This window comes from Candidatus Uabimicrobium helgolandensis (genome assembly GCF_041508025.1).
In the GTDB taxonomy this organism is placed as follows: Bacteria; Planctomycetota; Uabimicrobiia; order Uabimicrobiales; family Uabimicrobiaceae; genus Uabimicrobium; species Uabimicrobium helgolandensis.
In genome coordinates this window covers 1,167,513-1,184,760 of sequence record NZ_CP165719.1, presented here as the reverse complement: position 1 = coordinate 1,184,760, position 17,248 = coordinate 1,167,513, and the positions used below count along the sequence as shown (strand labels likewise).

The 17,248-nt window shown below is 35.8% G+C and carries 13 protein-coding genes; 5 read left to right on the top strand and 8 right to left on the bottom strand.

Annotated features, from left to right (window positions below):
• Positions 1–44: 44 nt before the first annotated feature.
• Both UABHE_RS04290 and UABHE_RS04285 read right to left on the bottom strand, forming a co-directional pair.
• Positions 45–1,541, bottom strand: a complete 1,497-nt coding sequence (locus tag UABHE_RS04290; protein WP_372368995.1) for a c-type cytochrome — start codon at positions 1,539–1,541, stop codon at positions 45–47.
• Positions 1,542–1,587: 46 nt separating this feature from the next.
• Positions 1,588–2,322: a hypothetical protein gene (locus UABHE_RS04285; RefSeq protein ID WP_372368994.1), complete on the bottom strand. Its 735-nt coding sequence runs from the start codon at positions 2,320–2,322 to the stop codon at positions 1,588–1,590.
• 292 nt (positions 2,323–2,614) lie between these two features.
• Here UABHE_RS04285 and UABHE_RS04280 point away from each other — a divergent pair, with 292 nt between their 5' ends.
• The 5 genes from UABHE_RS04280 to UABHE_RS04260 all read left to right on the top strand — a co-directional run bounded on the left by UABHE_RS04280 (position 2,615) and on the right by UABHE_RS04260 (position 8,929).
• Positions 2,615–2,869: a hypothetical protein gene (locus UABHE_RS04280; protein WP_372368993.1), complete on the top strand. Its 255-nt coding sequence runs from the start codon at positions 2,615–2,617 to the stop codon at positions 2,867–2,869.
• Positions 2,870–3,113: 244 nt separating this feature from the next.
• Positions 3,114–5,402, top strand: coding sequence for an FdhF/YdeP family oxidoreductase (locus UABHE_RS04275; RefSeq protein ID WP_372368992.1), 2,289 nt, complete (start codon positions 3,114–3,116; stop codon positions 5,400–5,402).
• Between the two features lie 62 nt (positions 5,403–5,464).
• Positions 5,465–6,559 carry a YncE family protein gene (locus tag UABHE_RS04270; RefSeq protein WP_372368991.1) on the top strand — a complete coding sequence of 365 codons (1,095 nt, stop codon included), beginning with the start codon at positions 5,465–5,467 and terminating at the stop codon, positions 6,557–6,559.
• Positions 6,560–6,907: 348 nt separating this feature from the next.
• On the top strand, positions 6,908–7,879 hold the full coding sequence (gene arsS / locus UABHE_RS04265; protein WP_372368990.1) for an arsenosugar biosynthesis radical SAM (seleno)protein ArsS: 972 nt from the start codon (positions 6,908–6,910) through the stop codon (positions 7,877–7,879).
• Between the two features lie 12 nt (positions 7,880–7,891).
• Positions 7,892–8,929 carry a methyltransferase domain-containing protein gene (locus UABHE_RS04260; protein ID WP_372368989.1) on the top strand — a complete coding sequence of 346 codons (1,038 nt, stop codon included), beginning with the start codon at positions 7,892–7,894 and terminating at the stop codon, positions 8,927–8,929.
• A 116-nt stretch (positions 8,930–9,045) separates the two neighbouring features.
• Here UABHE_RS04260 and UABHE_RS04255 read toward each other — a convergent pair whose 3' ends face one another.
• From UABHE_RS04255 to UABHE_RS04230, 6 genes are all read right to left on the bottom strand, one after another.
• Positions 9,046–9,561: a hypothetical protein gene (locus tag UABHE_RS04255; protein ID WP_372368988.1), complete on the bottom strand. Its 516-nt coding sequence runs from the start codon at positions 9,559–9,561 to the stop codon at positions 9,046–9,048.
• Between the two features lie 38 nt (positions 9,562–9,599).
• Complete coding sequence (locus UABHE_RS04250; protein ID WP_372368987.1) at positions 9,600–10,052, bottom strand: GNAT family N-acetyltransferase; 453 nt, start codon at positions 10,050–10,052, stop codon at positions 9,600–9,602.
• A 456-nt stretch (positions 10,053–10,508) separates the two neighbouring features.
• On the bottom strand, positions 10,509–11,414 hold the full coding sequence (locus UABHE_RS04245; RefSeq protein ID WP_372368986.1) for a leucine-rich repeat domain-containing protein: 906 nt from the start codon (positions 11,412–11,414) through the stop codon (positions 10,509–10,511).
• 163 nt (positions 11,415–11,577) lie between these two features.
• Entirely contained in the window at positions 11,578–13,665 is a 2,088-nt protein-coding gene (locus UABHE_RS04240; RefSeq protein WP_372368985.1) for a DUF547 domain-containing protein, read from the bottom strand.
• Between the two features lie 8 nt (positions 13,666–13,673).
• Positions 13,674–14,852: a M20 family metallopeptidase gene (locus tag UABHE_RS04235; RefSeq protein ID WP_372368984.1), complete on the bottom strand. Its 1,179-nt coding sequence runs from the start codon at positions 14,850–14,852 to the stop codon at positions 13,674–13,676.
• A 5-nt stretch (positions 14,853–14,857) separates the two neighbouring features.
• Positions 14,858–17,092: a neutral/alkaline ceramidase gene (locus tag UABHE_RS04230; protein WP_372368983.1), complete on the bottom strand. Its 2,235-nt coding sequence runs from the start codon at positions 17,090–17,092 to the stop codon at positions 14,858–14,860.
• Positions 17,093–17,248 lie beyond the last annotated feature (156 nt).

Here is a 17,248-nt window from a genome sequence, read left to right as displayed (position 1 = left end):
CCAAATAAAGAGTACTGGAATAATTAAAGTACTCTTTTTTGTGTCTACTGATCATTAAAATAATAGGCCATATTTTCAATATCTTCATCGTTAAAACCTTTTAGAACATAATTCATTTGCGGGTCATCCCTTTTTTTATCGCGAAAATCTTTCATTGCTTTTACCATGTAAGCCTGCTTTTGTTTTATCAAACTAGGCCACATAGAAGCTGGACTGGTACCATTTCTCCCGTGACAAGTAAAACAAACCTGAGCTCTTTCCTTACCTTTTTGCCATTTTTTGTCTGTTGAGAGTACACCACTTGGTTTGTCTTGATAAGCGGAATAATAAAAAGATAAATAAAGAATATCATCATCTTGTAGTTTTTTAGCAATAGGTGTCATAAGCGGATGTGTACGGTCACCATTTTTAAAATCACGCATAGCTTTTGATAAATAATTTTGGTGTTGATTACGCAAATTAGGCCACAATTTATTACTGCTCTCCCCTTCACGACCATGGCAAGCATTACACGCAGAAGAACGGACGCGCCCTTCATTCCATATTGACATTACTTTTACTTGTTGTTTTTCTTGAGTATCAAGCTTTTCTAGAGACTCTATTTGCAGAATGGTAACAATATCTTCTCCTGTACGCGATATTGTTAACCACTTTTCTTGCGGATAAAAAGCAATACCTCCTGCACCTAGAATACCATAAGCAACGACTTTGCTATCGCCATTGCGATTAACCGCGTAAATTCTACCTAACGACCACTCAGAAAAAATATAATGCTCTTCATCGTATTTTATTAAACCATTTAGATTACCAAAAGATTTTGTGGTAATTAACTTTTTTGTTTTTGTCTCTAATTCTAGAGAATATAAGCTCCCTGACACATCCATTATTTCTAAATTTTCTCGATAACCAAAAGCAGCGACAACTAGTTTATCATTGTCTATAATTAAACCATTAGGAGATTCTAAATGCTCTCCTTCATCCCAAATAACTGCTTCGCCATTTGCTATTTTCCATATGCGACTTTTCAGAGTATCAGAAACATATAATATTCCTTGAGAATCAATAGCAATGCCACTAAGTAAACCACTATCGTCAAGTTCTATTCTGTTAATGATTTTTCCTGAGTTTATATCGATGGCCACAACAGCGTCAATATCTGTTACCCACAGAGTACTCTTGAACGAACACATACTTTTTGGAGCGTTTAGTCCTGTCACCCACGGAGTCATTTTCTTTGGCAACTCTGTTAAAGACATCTTGCTTATCCAACCATTTCCATCTTTTTGCATAGCTGGACCATTTGTATTCGCGACAAATAATAAAGCAAGTTCTTCATCGCAGTAAGTGCTTTCTGGAAATTGAGCATTTATGTATTCAGCGACAAGAGGTGTTCCTTTAGGATAATCAGTGATTTTGGGTTCTACTTGCCCCTGATAATAACTAATATCAACCCCTGATATTTGTTCTTTTTTCGTCTCTTGATTTTGACTACCACAACTACAAAGAGCCAACAAAAAACCCAACAATAAAAAATATTTCATATCAGCCTCCCTCATTTTTAGAACTGAGAAATTTAAATATTTAGTTTTAAGGTAACTGCAAATGCTTTGATTCGCAATCTTTTATTTGATAATTAAAATCACCTAAAAAACGCTGTCTTTTTACTGTTACTTTCGGTAGCTCAAATTCAACAAGAGGTGTATTATTTATTATGGTTTTTTTTGCTGTATCTGAAGTTTTTGTATTAAAACAAACATTAACTTCGTAAGTTTCTCTCTTATTTTGAGAGTTTTTATAAGGATAGATAACAGAAAATTTATTCATTGGCAAAACCCATTTTGTAATACCTTGTGGAATATGATATACAGAAATGTTTACATTATATTTCTTCGAAAAATGCAACAGTGCTTGTAACCAAAACTGTGCGTTTTTGGGTTCTAAATATTCTGTAAGTATAAGAATATTATTTGCTTCTGACAAACTATTTGCAAAATGCTTTTTCCAAATAAAAAGACTATTAATCATTAAATGCTGTTTTAATTTGGTTGACAGAATAGTGTTTAATAGTAACCTTTTGGTATTTGAGCGCAACTCTGAGGAAGTAGTCGTTCGATTTTTCGTTTTTTTCATAAAAGATATATAAACAATCGGAGTTTGGCTTTGTTTTGCACTTTCGATTTTTTTGTTTAAATAGTCACACTGCTCAGCAAAATTTTGCTGTTTTCGGCAAACTTTATACCCTATACGTTTCAATAACCTATTTACTGTTCGCGAACTAACATCATATCCCTTAAAACTTAATGTATTCGCAATCTGTTGCATATTTTTTGATGCAAAGAAGAATTTTCAAGTGCTAACAAAGAATCAAATAATTTTAAAAAATTCGACTACCTTCTAACAAGGTATGCTTTCTACTGTTAACACTCCTAATGTTCTTGAAATAAAAAGCCACAGCCGCTATATTTTTGGATACTACTTTCGAAGATGTTTGGAAAGTACTAATATAAAAAAAAAGCATAAGGCGATACTAAATAAGTAATTTTTTAAATAAATTAAAAAATTACTTATTTAGAGATCGCAGAAATTAGTTTAGACGAAGTTGTTGGTGGTTGCGGTGGACGTCGTAGAACTAGGCGTAGACGTCGTTCATGCGGTGGTTACACACAAAGCTATAATACAGGTTGTTGTGGAACCAGCTGCGGTGGTGACACTGGTGGCGATACTGGCGGAGACACCGGTGGCGATACTGGCGATGACAATGGTGACGGTGGTCAAACTGACTCTGGCGGCGTTGACTTCTAAATTAGCGATTTCCAAAGTTCAAAACCAACAATATTGTTGGTTTTGTTCTACTTCAAATTCCTCGTAACAAAAATCACAGATAGAGATCTTCCTTTTTCATAAAATATCATCTTAAACTATCAAAACAAATCTAGGTTGCATTCATCTTCTTTATAAACTCTACCACAAAAACACCTACACTATTTTTCAATTACAAACCAAGATTGTACGCATTCAAAGTACTTGCCATTGACCAATATCAATATAATTATATAATAGATATTATAATATAATAGATTTGTAAGATGCTTAGATTGCTATTTGAGGTTTTTATGAAAAGAAAAAATGTAGAAGCAGAAACTCCCATTGAAGATTTTAAAGATGTAAAAATTAAAAAAATTCCTAGCGTTGCTGGTGGTAGCAAAGCTGTATTGTCGAGTACCCAACATGCTTGGAAAGAAATGGGAGCTGGACGCGCGATCAAAACGTTGATGAAGGTAAATCAAAAAAATGGATTTGATTGTCCTGGATGCGCGTGGCCTGATCCAGAAGATAAACGCAGCGCGGCCGAATTCTGTGAAAATGGTGCAAAAGCTGTTGCCGAAGAAGCAACATTAAAACGTGTTACTCCAAAATTTTTTCAAAAATGGACTATAGAAAAAATGTCGCAGCAAAGCGACTACTGGCTGGGAAAGCAAGGGCGTATTATTCATCCTATGTATTTAGCAGCGGGCGCTGATTATTATGAGCAAATATCTTGGAATGACGCCTTTGAAAAAATTGCCTCTAAACTCCATAACCTCGAAAACGCAAACGAAGCTGCTTTTTACACCTCTGGACGTACAAGCAATGAGGCAGCTTTTTTATTACAACTTTTTGCGCGAATACTTGGTACTAATAATTTACCAGATTGCTCGAATATGTGCCATGAGTCAAGTGGTATGGGTCTCAAGCAGGTAATAGGTATTGGTAAAGGTACTGTTACTCTTGAAGATTTTTCGCATGCAGACTGTATTGTTGTTGTAGGCCAAAATCCTGGAACTAATCACCCTCGTATGTTAACAGCTTTACAAAAAGCTGCGCGCGGCGGGTGCCAAATTATTACTATCAATCCACTCTCTGAAGTAGGCAACAATCGTTTTGCACATCCACAAGAAGTAGGAGGTCTTGCTGGAGTAAGTGCTACACCATTAACTTCGCTTTTTTTACAAGTAAAAATAAATGGCGATGTAGCTCTTTTCAAAGGTATTCTAAAAGCGTGGTTTGCTCTTGATAAGCAAAATAATAATGAGCTTATAGCTTACGATTTTATAGAAAAATACACAAAAGGATTTGATGAATTCCGTAGTGATATTGACAGTGAATCATGGGACACAATCGTCAAAGAAAGTGGAATATCTCAAGAGAAGATAGAACAAGCAACGGAAATTATCGCGCGCGCGAAAAAAATGATTTGTTGTTGGGCAATGGGACTTACACAGCACAAAAATGCCATTGCCAATATCCAACAAGTTGTTAACCTACTACTAATGGGAGGACACTTTGGTCGCGAAGGCGCAGGCGCTTGTCCTGTAAGAGGACACAGTAATGTTCAAGGAGACCGCACCGTTGGTATTACCAGTAATCCTGCGCCTAAATTCTTAGATAATCTTACAAAAGTTTTCAACTTTTCATCGCCGCAGGAAAAAGGCTACGATACTGTTGATGCAATAGAAGCAATGCATGCAAAAAAGATAAAATTGTTTTTCTCTATGGGAGGAAATTTCCTCTCAGCCACTCCCGACACTAATTACACAGCTACCGCGCTTAGTAATTGCGAACTTACCGTTCATGTTTCGACTAAACTAAATCGTGCTCACTTAGTTACGGGTAAAGAATCGATTATTTTGCCGTGCCTAGGTCGCACGGAGCAAGATAAACAAAACGACAAATTGCAATTCTGTAGTGTTGAAAACTCGATGGGAATTGTTCACAAAACCCAAGGGTTGTTAACACCTGCATCCAAATTTCTACGAAGCGAAGTTTGGATCATGACTTCACTTGCCCAAAAAATGTTCCCCGATAAATTCGATTGGGCAACAATGAATAACTACAACACTATTCGCGATTGTATTGAGAAAACAATACCTGGTTTTGATGAGTACAACAAACGCGTTCACCAAGGTTTCTATTTACCTAACCCTGTGCGCGACAAATGCAATTTTGCTACGACAAGTGGCAAAGCTCATTTTACTATTCACCCTGTACCAAAAAGCTCATTGCAACAAGATCAATTTTTGATGATGACCATACGCAGTCACGACCAATACAATACAACAATTTATGGTCTCTCTGATCGTTATCGTGGAATTCATAACGTACGGCGTGTTATTTTGATGAATAAAAAAGATATGCAAAAAATGGATTTGTCTCAAAAAGCGTTTGTAAACATAACAAGTCATTTTGAAAATGAAAAGCGCGTGGCACTCAAATTTATGGTTATTGAATACAATATTCCTGAACAGTGCGTTGCCACTTACTTTCCGGAAGCGAACGTTCTCGTACCTTTACATCACAAAGCTGATGGTAGCAATACTCCCGCTTCTAAATCGATTGTTGTGACGTTAGAACGCATTGAGTAGTTCTGATTTGTAATCTTTGTTGAATTATAAGTTTTATAACCTGCATAATCTAAGGAAATCCAATGAAAAAAGTACTTGTATGTGTTTTCCTGCTTTTGCCTTTACTAGCAGATGACAATTCTTTTTTTGCGATAGTAAATGCAAAGAGTAACGATGTTACCATTATTGATACGAAAAATGCTAACAAGCACATTACCATAAAAAATGAAAACTTCAATTACCCGCACCGAATTGCTTATGGAGGCGGAAAATTCGGCGTAGTTAGTTTATTCAATAACCATATTGTTCTTATTGATCCTCAAGATCCACAAAAAGTAGTGACTACTATAAATGAAAACGGCGGTGACCCAGGTCCTATATTTTTTGGCGGAGGTTACTTCGTGGTTAGTAATCAAGGGAATAACTTATCTTTTTTTCGCTCAGATAGTCCGCAAAAAATAACAACTGTGCAACTTCCTGACAAAAGCAAAATAGATGCTCGTAGCCATGTTGCTTATGGAGCAGGTCTTTTTGCAATTACTAATTTTGATTATGAAAATATTGTGTTAATTGATATCAATAAACCCAAAGAACAAACAGAGGTCCTTAATGGACATGGAATACCTAGTGATGTTATATTTGGCGGTGGATATTTCGCTGTTCTATATCAAGGTAGTTCAAATCATTCAGGTCGGGTAGTTCTCTTTAAGCCTGACGATATTGAAAATGAAATTGTTATTGAAGACGGTAGAGCGCAGAGACCCATAGGAGTAGGCTATGGCAATGGACAATTTTTAGTAGCGAACTATTGGAGCAATAATGTCACTTTAATAGACACAAAAAATCCTTCTAATTATCAAATAAGTGAACCTAGTGATCAGATGAACTTTCCAAACAATGCAACATTTGGCGATGGTATCTTTGCTGTAGAGTGTGCTCATGAACAACACACCGTTTTTATTTATCCAAATAATATTAATAATCCAAAATTCATGAGCGACTTTTATGCTTCAGATCCAAGTAACATTGCTTTTGGGGGTGGAATGTTTATTGTTTTAAATAACGAAACCGATAACATATCCTTAATACCATCGACTGGAAAAGGTATTAAAAACATTAGCGACTGGAAAACTAAGAAAAAAACTGCCATTGCTTTTTCTGCAGACACGCATAATTAGAACCTTTAGATCAAATAACAGTACAAGCCAAACATATAGCCACTAGAAAAATCGGTAGCCCTATTGCAATAACCCACAAAATATTTGTAGGGCTACTCAAAACATTGCAAGTCTTGCCTCGATATACAACTCATCGTCAGTTCAAATTTTAATCTAACTTTTTATCCTAAATTCATTCTCAAGATAAAAGTATTTAGATTAAGTTTACATTTATTAAATATAATACCTCCTGTTCCCTACTTCCATAAATCGCCATATGAAATTTTCCGTCAAAATATTTGTATGGACTACTTTATTTTAACGACTAATGCTATTAATTAATGTCAAATTATACTAGGAATAAAACTTATGAAGATAGCTTCTCAACCGTTTTCTGAAATGCTTGCAAAGAATAAAATTGCTTTAGAGCGCGAGGACATAACAACTTTGCAAGTCAACATAGGCAAATATTGTAATATGGCTTGTTTGCACTGCCATGTCGAAGCAGGACCAAAGCGAACAGAGATAATGGAGCTAAGAACTGTTGATCAACTTTTAAAATTAATTGAAAAAACTCCTACTATAAAATTAGTGGATATAACCGGAGGAGCTCCCGAACTAAACCCACATTTCAAATATTTTGTTAGCAAAATACGAAGTATGAATCGACAAGTAATGGATCGTTGTAATTTGACGGTATTGTTTGTTGAAGGGCAAGAACAAACAGCACAATTTTTGGCAGATCATGGTGTTCAAATTACAGCGTCACTACCTTGTTACTCACAGGACAATGTTGATGAGCAAAGAGGCAAAGGTGCTTTTAATCAATCAATAAAGGCACTTCACCTTTTAAATAAACTAGGATATGGACGTGATGATTCTGATTTAGTACTCAATCTAGTTTATAATCCTGTTGAAGCTCACCTTCCTCCTGACCAAGCACAACTAGAACGAGACTATAAAAAACGTCTATGGCAAGATTTAGGAATCACTTTTAACCATCTATTTACCATAACAAATATGCCTATTAAGCGCTATCTACACTTTTTAGAGCGAGAAGGTCAACTCGCTGATTATATGGAACTCCTAGTTAATAGTTTCAACATCCAAGCTGCTGCAAGCGTTATGTGTCGTCACCTTGTGTCAGTTAGTTGGGATGGTGAAATTTTCGATTGCGATTTTAACCAAATGCTCGAAATTCCAGTTGGTGGAAAGAAAGCTACCATTTGGGATGTTAGCGATTTCAAGCAATTTAAACAAAAATCTATCGCGATAGCTGATCACTGCTATGGCTGCACAGCTGGTGCTGGGAGCTCTTGTAGTGGTAGTTTAGATAAATAAAGGAATTTAAACATGTCAAATGAGATATTAAACAATATTCAACAATATTACGGTCAAATATTAAATACCAAAGACGATTTAAAGACAAACGCATGTTGTACAGCTGATGTTATGCCTGAATATTTACGTCCACTAGTACGTAATATTCATCCGCAAGTACAAGACAAATTTTATGGTTGTGGTTCGCCGATCCCTCTAAATTTGGAAAGCTGTACCGTTTTAGACTTAGGATCTGGTTCTGGCCGAGATAGTTACTTGTTCTCTAAACTTGTTGGAGAAAGCGGAAACGTCATTGGTATAGATATGACAGATGAACAACTCGAAGTGGCACGCAAACATATAGATTATCACACTCAACTGTATAATTATGCTAAGCCAAATGTCGATTTTCGCAAAGGATACATCGAAGACTTAAAAGCAAGTGGTATCGAAGACAACTCTGTTGATATAGTCATTTCAAACTGCGTAATTAACTTATCACCACAAAAAGAGAGTGTATTTTCTGAAATATTTCGTGTTTTGAAACCAGGAGGAGAACTTTATTTTTCAGATGTTTTCGCTAATCGACGTATCCCTAAAAAATTACAGAGCGATCCGGTACTATCTGGCGAGTGTTTGTCAGGTGCTTTATATACAGAAGATTTTCGTAGAATTATGCAAAAGTCAGGTTGGCTAGATTATAGAGTTGTAAAGAGTAGCGAATTTAAAGTTAACAATACCGAACTGGAGAAAAAAATAGGTATGATTGACTTTACTTCGAAAACTGTGAGAGCTTTTAAAGTGAATTTAGAAGATATGTGCGAAAATTATGGACATGTCGCTTATTACCAAGGAACTATTCCGCAAGCGCGTCATTATTATATGCTAGACGACCATCATCTATTTAAAACAGGTTTGCCTTATCCTATTTGCGGAAATACAGCAAATATGCTGCAGCAAACGAGGTTTAGTAAACACTTTCGTATAGAAGGTGATTTTTCAATTCACTACGGATCTTTCGATTGTTTCTCAGAGAGTACTAATTCATTAAATGAGATGAACTGCTGCTAATTTCTTTTAGGGCGTTAAGCGCGCCCTTCTATTAACTACAAAAAAATCTATTATGTGGAAAACAAGTTTCCTCTACTCAAGAAGTCTAAAAATAACAGCTATTGAATCCAACAAAATTAATCTTCTTCTTCAAAGAAGTAAACGACTGCTACGACAAAACCCATACCACCGCCAATAAAAATAAACCCGAAGAGATTGAAAAAATAGTACAAACTACTTCCAATAGCAGCCCCGAAACACATAGAGAGGAACAATACGATGTAGCGGTGTAGGTAATCTATTTTTTTTACAAATAAATAGATTGAAAGAAATAAGCCAGCGCCATGTATACTCGTCGAAATAGTCAATTCGATCGGTTGGTTAAAGTAAAAAAAAGCTCCTATGCAGCTTCCGGTAATTGCGATCGTACCAAATGTGCATATTTTTGAAAATCGAAAGTCTCTTTCAAAAAAACCATACAAACAAAATACGACGATACAGCCAAAAACTATAAAAAAAGCAATGCGCACTTCATTTTGCAAACCTAAATAATCAGCCCAAAGTTGCGCCAAGGCAGCAGAAGCAGCATACGACCAAAAAAGAGCTTTCAAAAAAGCGATTATACCTACAAAAAATTGTATCACTTGTATCATTTACAGAATTCCAAATGTATTGATTAAAGATTTATGGATTAGCTATTTCTCATAAAAACTAGTTCTGATAGTTCACAAACTCGCGTACTAGAAAATCCTTTTTCTTCACCAACCACCTCAAAATTGCACTTAGTTAAAACGCGACGTGAGCCTAAGTTGTCCTCGGCAACACGAGCATAAATTGGGCGTTTTTTTTCTACATTAGTTAAAAAATACACAACAGCTTTTGTTGCAAGGCCTTTTCCCCAAAATTCTTTGCCAATCCAGTAGCTAATTTCACTTTTATAGCTCATTATATTACCAATTATTTCGTCATTTAAGATAATCGTTTTGATGAGAACTGTTGGGTCAACTAGCATTTTTTTCCATTTGGTAACAAACAGGTCTTTCTTATCAGGGTCATTACCAAAAGCACACATCCATCTTGCTTTAGGATCCAATTGCTGCTCAAAGAATATATATAAATCGTCTATGTGTACATTTCTTAACAAGAGTTTATTTTGTAAAACGATTTTTTTGTCCTTAATTAAAGGAACTATTGATAGCGTGATTCATCCATAAACTTTTTTTACGCGCGTAGAAATTAGACACGCAAGTGTTATTAGGAAATTCATAGTAAATAACACTTATTTGCAGAAGTGCGACAAGTGTAAGTAGTTCTGCGGGAAAATCTGGATAGAAATCTATCCACTTTAATATTTTATCAAATATTTGCAGGAATATATCATCGCGGTTTTCATAAGAAGAGAAAAATTAACACACGTTTATATTCTGGATTAGATTTTCTTTGTTTGCCTTTATTAAATTCTCGAGTTTTTCCTCATATATATGTCGAATTCATGAAGGTAAATATTTGCTAATACTGAAGAAATACCTGATCCCTACGAAGTACTACTGTGGCACTATTTTACCAACACCTCCTTTGAAATGTTATATAGATAACATCTCTAGAAGTCAATTTTACAATTTGGCAATAATTTTAACAATTCTGACTTGTAACGACCTGAAAAATCATTTTCACGCAAATAGAGTTCAGTAAGATTTTGAAGTTGTCCTATGTTTTTTGGTATCTCTGTTAACTTGTTACTCCACAAATTGAGGTAAGTCAAATTTTGAAGTTGTCCCATCTCTTTTGGTATCTCTCTTAGTCGATTATTGTTTAAAATGAGGTAAGTAAGATTTTGTAGTTGTCCAATGTCCTTTGGTATCTCTGTCAGTTTATTTTCCTGTAAATCGAGGTGAGTAAGATTTTGAAGTTGTCCTATCTCTTTTGGTATCTTTGTTAGCTGATTGTAACCTAAATTGAGGTGAGTGAGATTTTGAAGTTGTCCAATGTCTTTTGGTATCTCTGTTAGCTCGTTATTCCACAAATTGAAGTGAGTAAGATTTTGAAGTTGTCCAATGTCTTTTGATATCTCTATTAGTCGGTTATTGTTTAAATCGAGGTGAGTAAGATTTTGAAGTTGTCCTATCTCTTTTGATATCTCTGTTAGCCAATTATTGTTTAAATCGATGTAAGTAAGATTTTGAAGTTGTCCTATCTCTTTTGATATCTCTGTTAGCTGATTATAACCTAAATTGAGGTGAGTGAGATTTTGAAGTTGTCCAATGTCTCTTGGTATCTCTCTTAGCCAATTATTGTTTAAAGAGATCACTAATTTACTAGAAAACCCACAATTTTGAAACTTACAGCCTTCTACTTTATTAAGTAGAACACTAGACCGAAAACTACAATCGATAAAATTACAATTTTCGACAGAGTAGTAACTTTCTTCGTCTAGATAAAAAGCACAGTATGCATAAGTTGTATTTTCTTGTATGTCTTGTAGCGATTTGTTTTTTACTGTTTTCATTTCGTTCACTTACTTTTTTAATCCCAACTCAACAGCATACTCAGGAAATTTTTCACAATTCAGTATTTTGTTTGTCTAATGTTAGGTTAGTTGCCATTTACTCCGTCCAAAGTATTATCTTGTTGACGGCTCAGCTATTTTAGAAATTCTCTTCATGTGGTTGTTATTGACTACGAACATTTACATATAAATAAAAATCATCGCTATTTTTAATTGCCCCTAGAAATGCAGAATAAGGAGTAATACCAAATTGAGTAAACTTAAATTGACCAACTGCTTCTATGCGTAAGATATCTTTTTCAAAATAAACATTTGCAGGAATGTCACTAGTAATAGTTTTTCCTTTTATGGTTACCGATACCGTTGCTAGGAAAGGAAATTTTACTTCTCCTAGAATGTTTTCTTTTAGGATTGTTTGGTGGAGTTTGGCGGCTATGTTGGGAAAATTATCAGCGTCCAATTGATAACTCGATAACATATTATCGCGTATTTTTTTACGGTCAGATTCCGAGACTTGCGAGAAAGCGGATGTTTGGATTTGCAATTTCTTTAAACGTGGATACCACATTTTCTGTAGACTGTAAAGATCGTTGTACAATTTTTTAGTAGGAATTGAAGTAGAAAACTGTACACTTTTGGCGAAATTGGGATTGGCACTTAGTTCTGTAGAAAATGAAGTCGCGTATATCATGTGATCATGAGCTAAGCTTGCAGCAACACCTGCTTTGTGAGTGACGATAGATAACAAGGATTTTTTATCATTTAATTTGTAATTCTTGACGTAGTTGTCACCAAATAAACTGTTATTGAGTGACCAGTTATAATGAATAGATTCTTCTTGGTATTTTCTCTTTAGAAACCCTTGTCGTTGTAACCAGTTTTGAGCATTACCTGAAAAATCTTCTTTGAACCACGAGAAGATTTGAGAAAGATAGAGTTTATTATTCTCAACACGCATACCTTTTTTCTCATTTTGCAAATATGCACGAAGTTGTTGTTGTAATTGTGAATCTAAATTTTCGGCATTGAAAGGCTCATCGCGCAAGTCTGGACATCCTACGGCAGCGCAAACAAGAGCAAAGTGAATGCGAGGTTCTGAAAATTGTTTGCGAATTACTTGGTGCTCAATTTCATCTAAGGTGTAAGATTTATTAAAAATAGTACCTGCTGGCTGTTGCCATACATTTTTTGAACCTTGTTGCAGGTCGTTAAATGTTTGCAGGGGCAAGTTTTTTGATACGCGGTAAATAGTCAAAAAGTTGTAGGCATTGATCCACATCGCTAGTTGTGTTTTTTTATCTTCTTGAGAGAAGTCTAATGTTACTAGTTGTTCTTTTAACTCTTCCAAAATAGGAAGAGTACTTATATTTTTGTAATCTACTAGCGTTGTCGAAATACCTTGTACTGAACCGCTTTTGACATTTTCTTTTAATAATGAAGCGTATTTTTTATTCCACTTTAAAAGAGGAGGATCTTGCGGAACATCTTCTACTTTTTCTTTTTGAGCAACATCTGAATTGCTATTTTCTGGCTGAGTATCATTGTTTTCCCGCTCTTTTGAGTTAGTAAAATCGTTTTGCTCTGGTTTAGAGTTATCAATATCAAAGTCATTTTCAACTTCATCTATATCATCATCAATATCAACTTCATCATCAACATCATCAACATCATCAATATCAACATCATCATCAACAATATTATCATCAACATCATCAATAATATTATCATCAACATCATCAATAATATTATCATCAACATCATCAATAATATTATCGACTTGTTGCTCATTTTGATTGTTACTTTTGACTTCGTTATTAGCCTCTAATTTACTTTCAGTATTGTTCGTGTGTTCGTTATTTGTGTCGTCTACAGGATTATTCTCGGTATTTTTCTCGGGATCAGTAGAAAATTCGTGCTCTTTTGCTTGAGTAGTACTACTAGAGCTATCAGCAATAGAGCTTTGGTCTTTTTGAAAATCGCGATGCGAAGTTTCTGAGCTAGTAGAATTGTTTAATGAAGTGGTGTTATTATCAGTTGTTTTATTAGAAGAAAGATCTTTATGTTGCTCGTTATTTACACTTGTTTGTTGGTTGTTGCTAATTGTACTCTGGGTATCATTTTGGGCAACATCCTTCGACGGAACATCCTCTGACTGAACATCATCGACTTGCTGTTTTAAAACTTCGTTTGTTTTGTGAGATGAACAACACGATAATATAAAAAAACTGAGAATAAACACCAAAATCTTCATAAAAATTCCTAACCTTTGAAGTTTAAAGCTAAATTAGCATGTAAAGCCATGCCGTACTTGATACATTCCTCATCTATATCAAATTGAGGATGATGGCACATTTTTAGGCCAATTTTTTTATCGGTATTTGCTGAACCGAGCGCAACAAAGCAACCTGGTATTTTTTGCGCATAATAAGAAAAATCCTCTCCGCCAAGGAACGCTGTGTATGGGTAGACAATTTTATCCTTATCGATTATACTTTGAGATGCCTGCAAAGCTTTTTCAACGCACTGTTCACTATTATAAGTAAGTGGATATCCCTCTTCATAGCTAAACTTGTAAGTTGCCCCATGCGATTCGGTGATGCCGCGCAGTATTTTTTCTATTTGAGTGCGAATTGTTTGTTGCACTTTCTTATCTAGTGTGCGAACTGTACCTTTAATGGTAGCACTTTGCGGAATAACATTGGTTGCTGTTCCCGCTGAAATTTGCGTGACACTTAACACAGCACAATCAAAGGGATTGATATTACGCGAAACAATAGATTGTAACATTGTCACATATTGGCAAGCGATCATTACCGGGTCTATTGAATAATGCGGCATAGCCGCGTGGCTACCTGTTCCGCAAATTTCAATAGAAAAACTATCGGGTTGCCCCATAAAAACGCCAGGAGTTATCGCAATAGAACCAACTTCAACAAGAGGCCAAACATGAAGTCCGTATATTTCATCTACATCTTCAATCGCCCCTTCTGCAATCATTTGTTGTGCCCCACCAGGATACTTTTCTTCGCAAGGTTGAAAAATAAACCGAACATTGGTTTGCAGGTGTTCGCGCATTTCGCATAAAATACGCGCCGCTCCTACAAGTATCGCCGAGTGTACATCGTGACCACACATATGTGCTTTACCATCTATTTTTGATTTGTAAGGCACATCGCTCGTTTCTTGCATCGGTAAAGCGTCCATATCTGCGCGTAGCGCAACACAGTGTTTGGCGCCGTCCACTTTTAGATCGGCAACAATACCATGTTTTGCTACATTCGTGCGTATTTCAAGAGGTAGATTTTTTAACTCATTAAAAATTGTTTTTGCCGTTTGCGGCAAATCAAATTCTATTTCAGGGTACATATGAATTTGGCGGCGAACATTAACAATATCTTGGAAGTTTTTTTCACACAAATCCCATACTTTTTGAGTCATAATAATTACTTACTCCACTGAAATCTTTGATTACCATTACCAAATGAGTCCGTTGCCATTCTCGTATCAACAGTAAGAGCTTTGATCTTCTCGTTAACTGTTGCGCGAAATACACCACTTTGCCCTTTTACAGCTTCGGCAATATAAAGTTTTTTCGCACCATTTACTGCAAATTTAATTTGGCCGCTATGAACAAATTTTTGACGATGATGTAAATCATCTTCTGTTGCTGGTGGGTATTGCATTTGAAAAGCGACGTTTGTACCAGTTACTTTACAATTACTAATACGCAATTTAGTATTGGCAATAACTTCAAATTCACTGCTTTGTCCTGAGTATTTTTTAATTTTACCACTAATACCATTTTTGTAATAACCATTGTGGATAATGCGGTAAGTACCTTGTGGTACGTCTCCAGGAATATCCCACATCACGGTTATCTCTGAAGCAGAAATACCCGATCTTTTCCATATAAAAGCAGTGTCAAGATCGTAGTCATAACGCACATCTTTCCAACTATCTTCTGATTTTCTTTGGATCGTTAAAAATGTTGGAAAATCTTGCGGAGCGTTTTTGGGATGTGCTCCCCAAAACTGTACCTTTAAAATAGACAAACGCTCTACTTCTTCAGGCGCATCTTCTTTTACATCACCAAATTCACCAAAAAGAGGCGGCGTATCAAAAACAACCCCTGGCTGAATTTCGGTTTGCTTTCCAGATAAATCTCGTGGAGAAGGTCCTTTTGGAGCTTTTTTACCAGAAATAATAGCTTCACTAAGTATTTTAAATTGTTGACGAAAAGCAGCTAAAGTCCATTGCCCAAAGTGCGTAGATGCACCTTCGTAGTGTTGTTCGTTATACTCTTCACGAGTAGTTACGTAACCAGCATAAGTATTGGCTGGTCCCGTTAAAATAACATGCTCTACGCCAATTTGTTCTAAGAGCGGTTGCACTGTTTCGCGAACGCGACGACCAGCGTGAGTAGTGAATTCTCCTGGAACGGCTAGAATAGCTATTTTACCCACGACAAACATTTGTACAGGTAAAACCTCAGGAGTCCAAGGGTATGGTTTCATTTTCCCTGTTTCCAAGAAAATTGGTTTTAAACCATGAACCTTATCATAATGACCTTTCATATCTCCTTCTTTGATATAAGGAATATTACTCGGGCCATCTTCTGCGCCTGCTGCAAAAGCAATACCTAAAGCGGCATAACCAGTTTTTTGTTGTTTACCATTTGTAAATTCTGGGTCTATTTTCATCTTGGAAAAATTGGCGAATGTGTGACTATACGTAAGAGTATTGGGTGCTAACTCTTCTGTAGCATTGTGATAAAGATTCCAAGCTGCTTTAAACTGCTTTTCGCCAGAGATATTTGTGCTGGCAAAATCGTTAATTCCACCACCATTTTCTCCTCCATAAATGTTAGGACTAACATCTCCCAAAGTTGAATTGGCAAAAACAGAAACAAAGGTTTCTTTCGCACGATAGTCACTATTTTTCTGAGTATCAAATTTTCTTTGCGCCCACCCTTTATTATCACCATTGATTAACTTGTTTTGATTCCCCATGGAAGTTGCATGAACAGCAAACCAACTAAGTAAACCAATTTCTTCGCCATTAGAACGTTCGAAACGCAGTAGTGTCATTGACTTGTCATACGGTTCATGTAGATTAGCATCAATATTTGCATTGTATGCTTCTAGAGACCGGTTAATTACAGTGTTTTCCAATTGACCGCGCGCAATTTTAATTTTGGCTGGTGCCACATTGTCATGGGCTTTTATTATCGCTTCACATATACCGTGGACTACAGAATCGAAATTCTTTTTTGAAAAACCAAGAATAGTAATATTAAAAAGTGCGTAGTGAGAAAAGCCTCCGGGTCCACTATGAGTATGCGTTGCCACCAACATAACATTATCATTTGTGTAAGTATCTCCATAAGTTTTCTGCAATCTTTCCACAACTTTCATTTTCACCGCTTGCATGATCATGGCAACGTCGACATTAACAAATACAACCCGTTTACCATTAACATCTTTAATAACAAATGCTCTTGCCCATAAACGATGATGAATACCACTTGTTTGTTGATCTACGTTGGCGTATCCCATCATGCCTACTTCGGCTGCAGGACCTGTAACATCATGTATGCCTACACCAACTTCAAAATTATCTGCACTTATCGTTTGTGCTGCCATCAAGACAACACAAAAAATTGTAAATAGTTTTGCCATGTTTACCTCCCCAATGCAAAACAAGTTTTATGAAAAACGCGCTACTTGTTAAAACTCCATATTATAAAACCTAAATATTAACACCTCCTAACGCGTTTTGTCGTTTGTTATTGTATGATAAGTGGTCAGAAGGTTTTTCGCAAGAATATTTTAAGG

Coding starts and splice junctions, on each gene's coding strand:
- UABHE_RS04290 (WP_372368995.1), bottom strand. CDS start 1,541: ATGAAATATTTTTTATTGTTGGGTTTTTTGTTGGCTCTTTGTAGTTGT.
- UABHE_RS04285 (WP_372368994.1), bottom strand. CDS start 2,322: ATGCAACAGATTGCGAATACATTAAGTTTTAAGGGATATGATGTTAGT.
- UABHE_RS04275 (WP_372368992.1), top strand. CDS start 3,114: ATGAAAAGAAAAAATGTAGAAGCAGAAACTCCCATTGAAGATTTTAAA.
- UABHE_RS04270 (WP_372368991.1), top strand. CDS start 5,465: ATGAAAAAAGTACTTGTATGTGTTTTCCTGCTTTTGCCTTTACTAGCA.
- arsS (WP_372368990.1), top strand. CDS start 6,908: ATGAAGATAGCTTCTCAACCGTTTTCTGAAATGCTTGCAAAGAATAAA.
- UABHE_RS04260 (WP_372368989.1), top strand. CDS start 7,892: ATGTCAAATGAGATATTAAACAATATTCAACAATATTACGGTCAAATA.
- UABHE_RS04255 (WP_372368988.1), bottom strand. CDS start 9,561: ATGATACAAGTGATACAATTTTTTGTAGGTATAATCGCTTTTTTGAAA.
- UABHE_RS04245 (WP_372368986.1), bottom strand. CDS start 11,414: ATGAAAACAGTAAAAAACAAATCGCTACAAGACATACAAGAAAATACA.
- UABHE_RS04240 (WP_372368985.1), bottom strand. CDS start 13,665: ATGAAGATTTTGGTGTTTATTCTCAGTTTTTTTATATTATCGTGTTGT.
- UABHE_RS04235 (WP_372368984.1), bottom strand. CDS start 14,852: ATGACTCAAAAAGTATGGGATTTGTGTGAAAAAAACTTCCAAGATATT.
- UABHE_RS04230 (WP_372368983.1), bottom strand. CDS start 17,092: ATGGCAAAACTATTTACAATTTTTTGTGTTGTCTTGATGGCAGCACAA.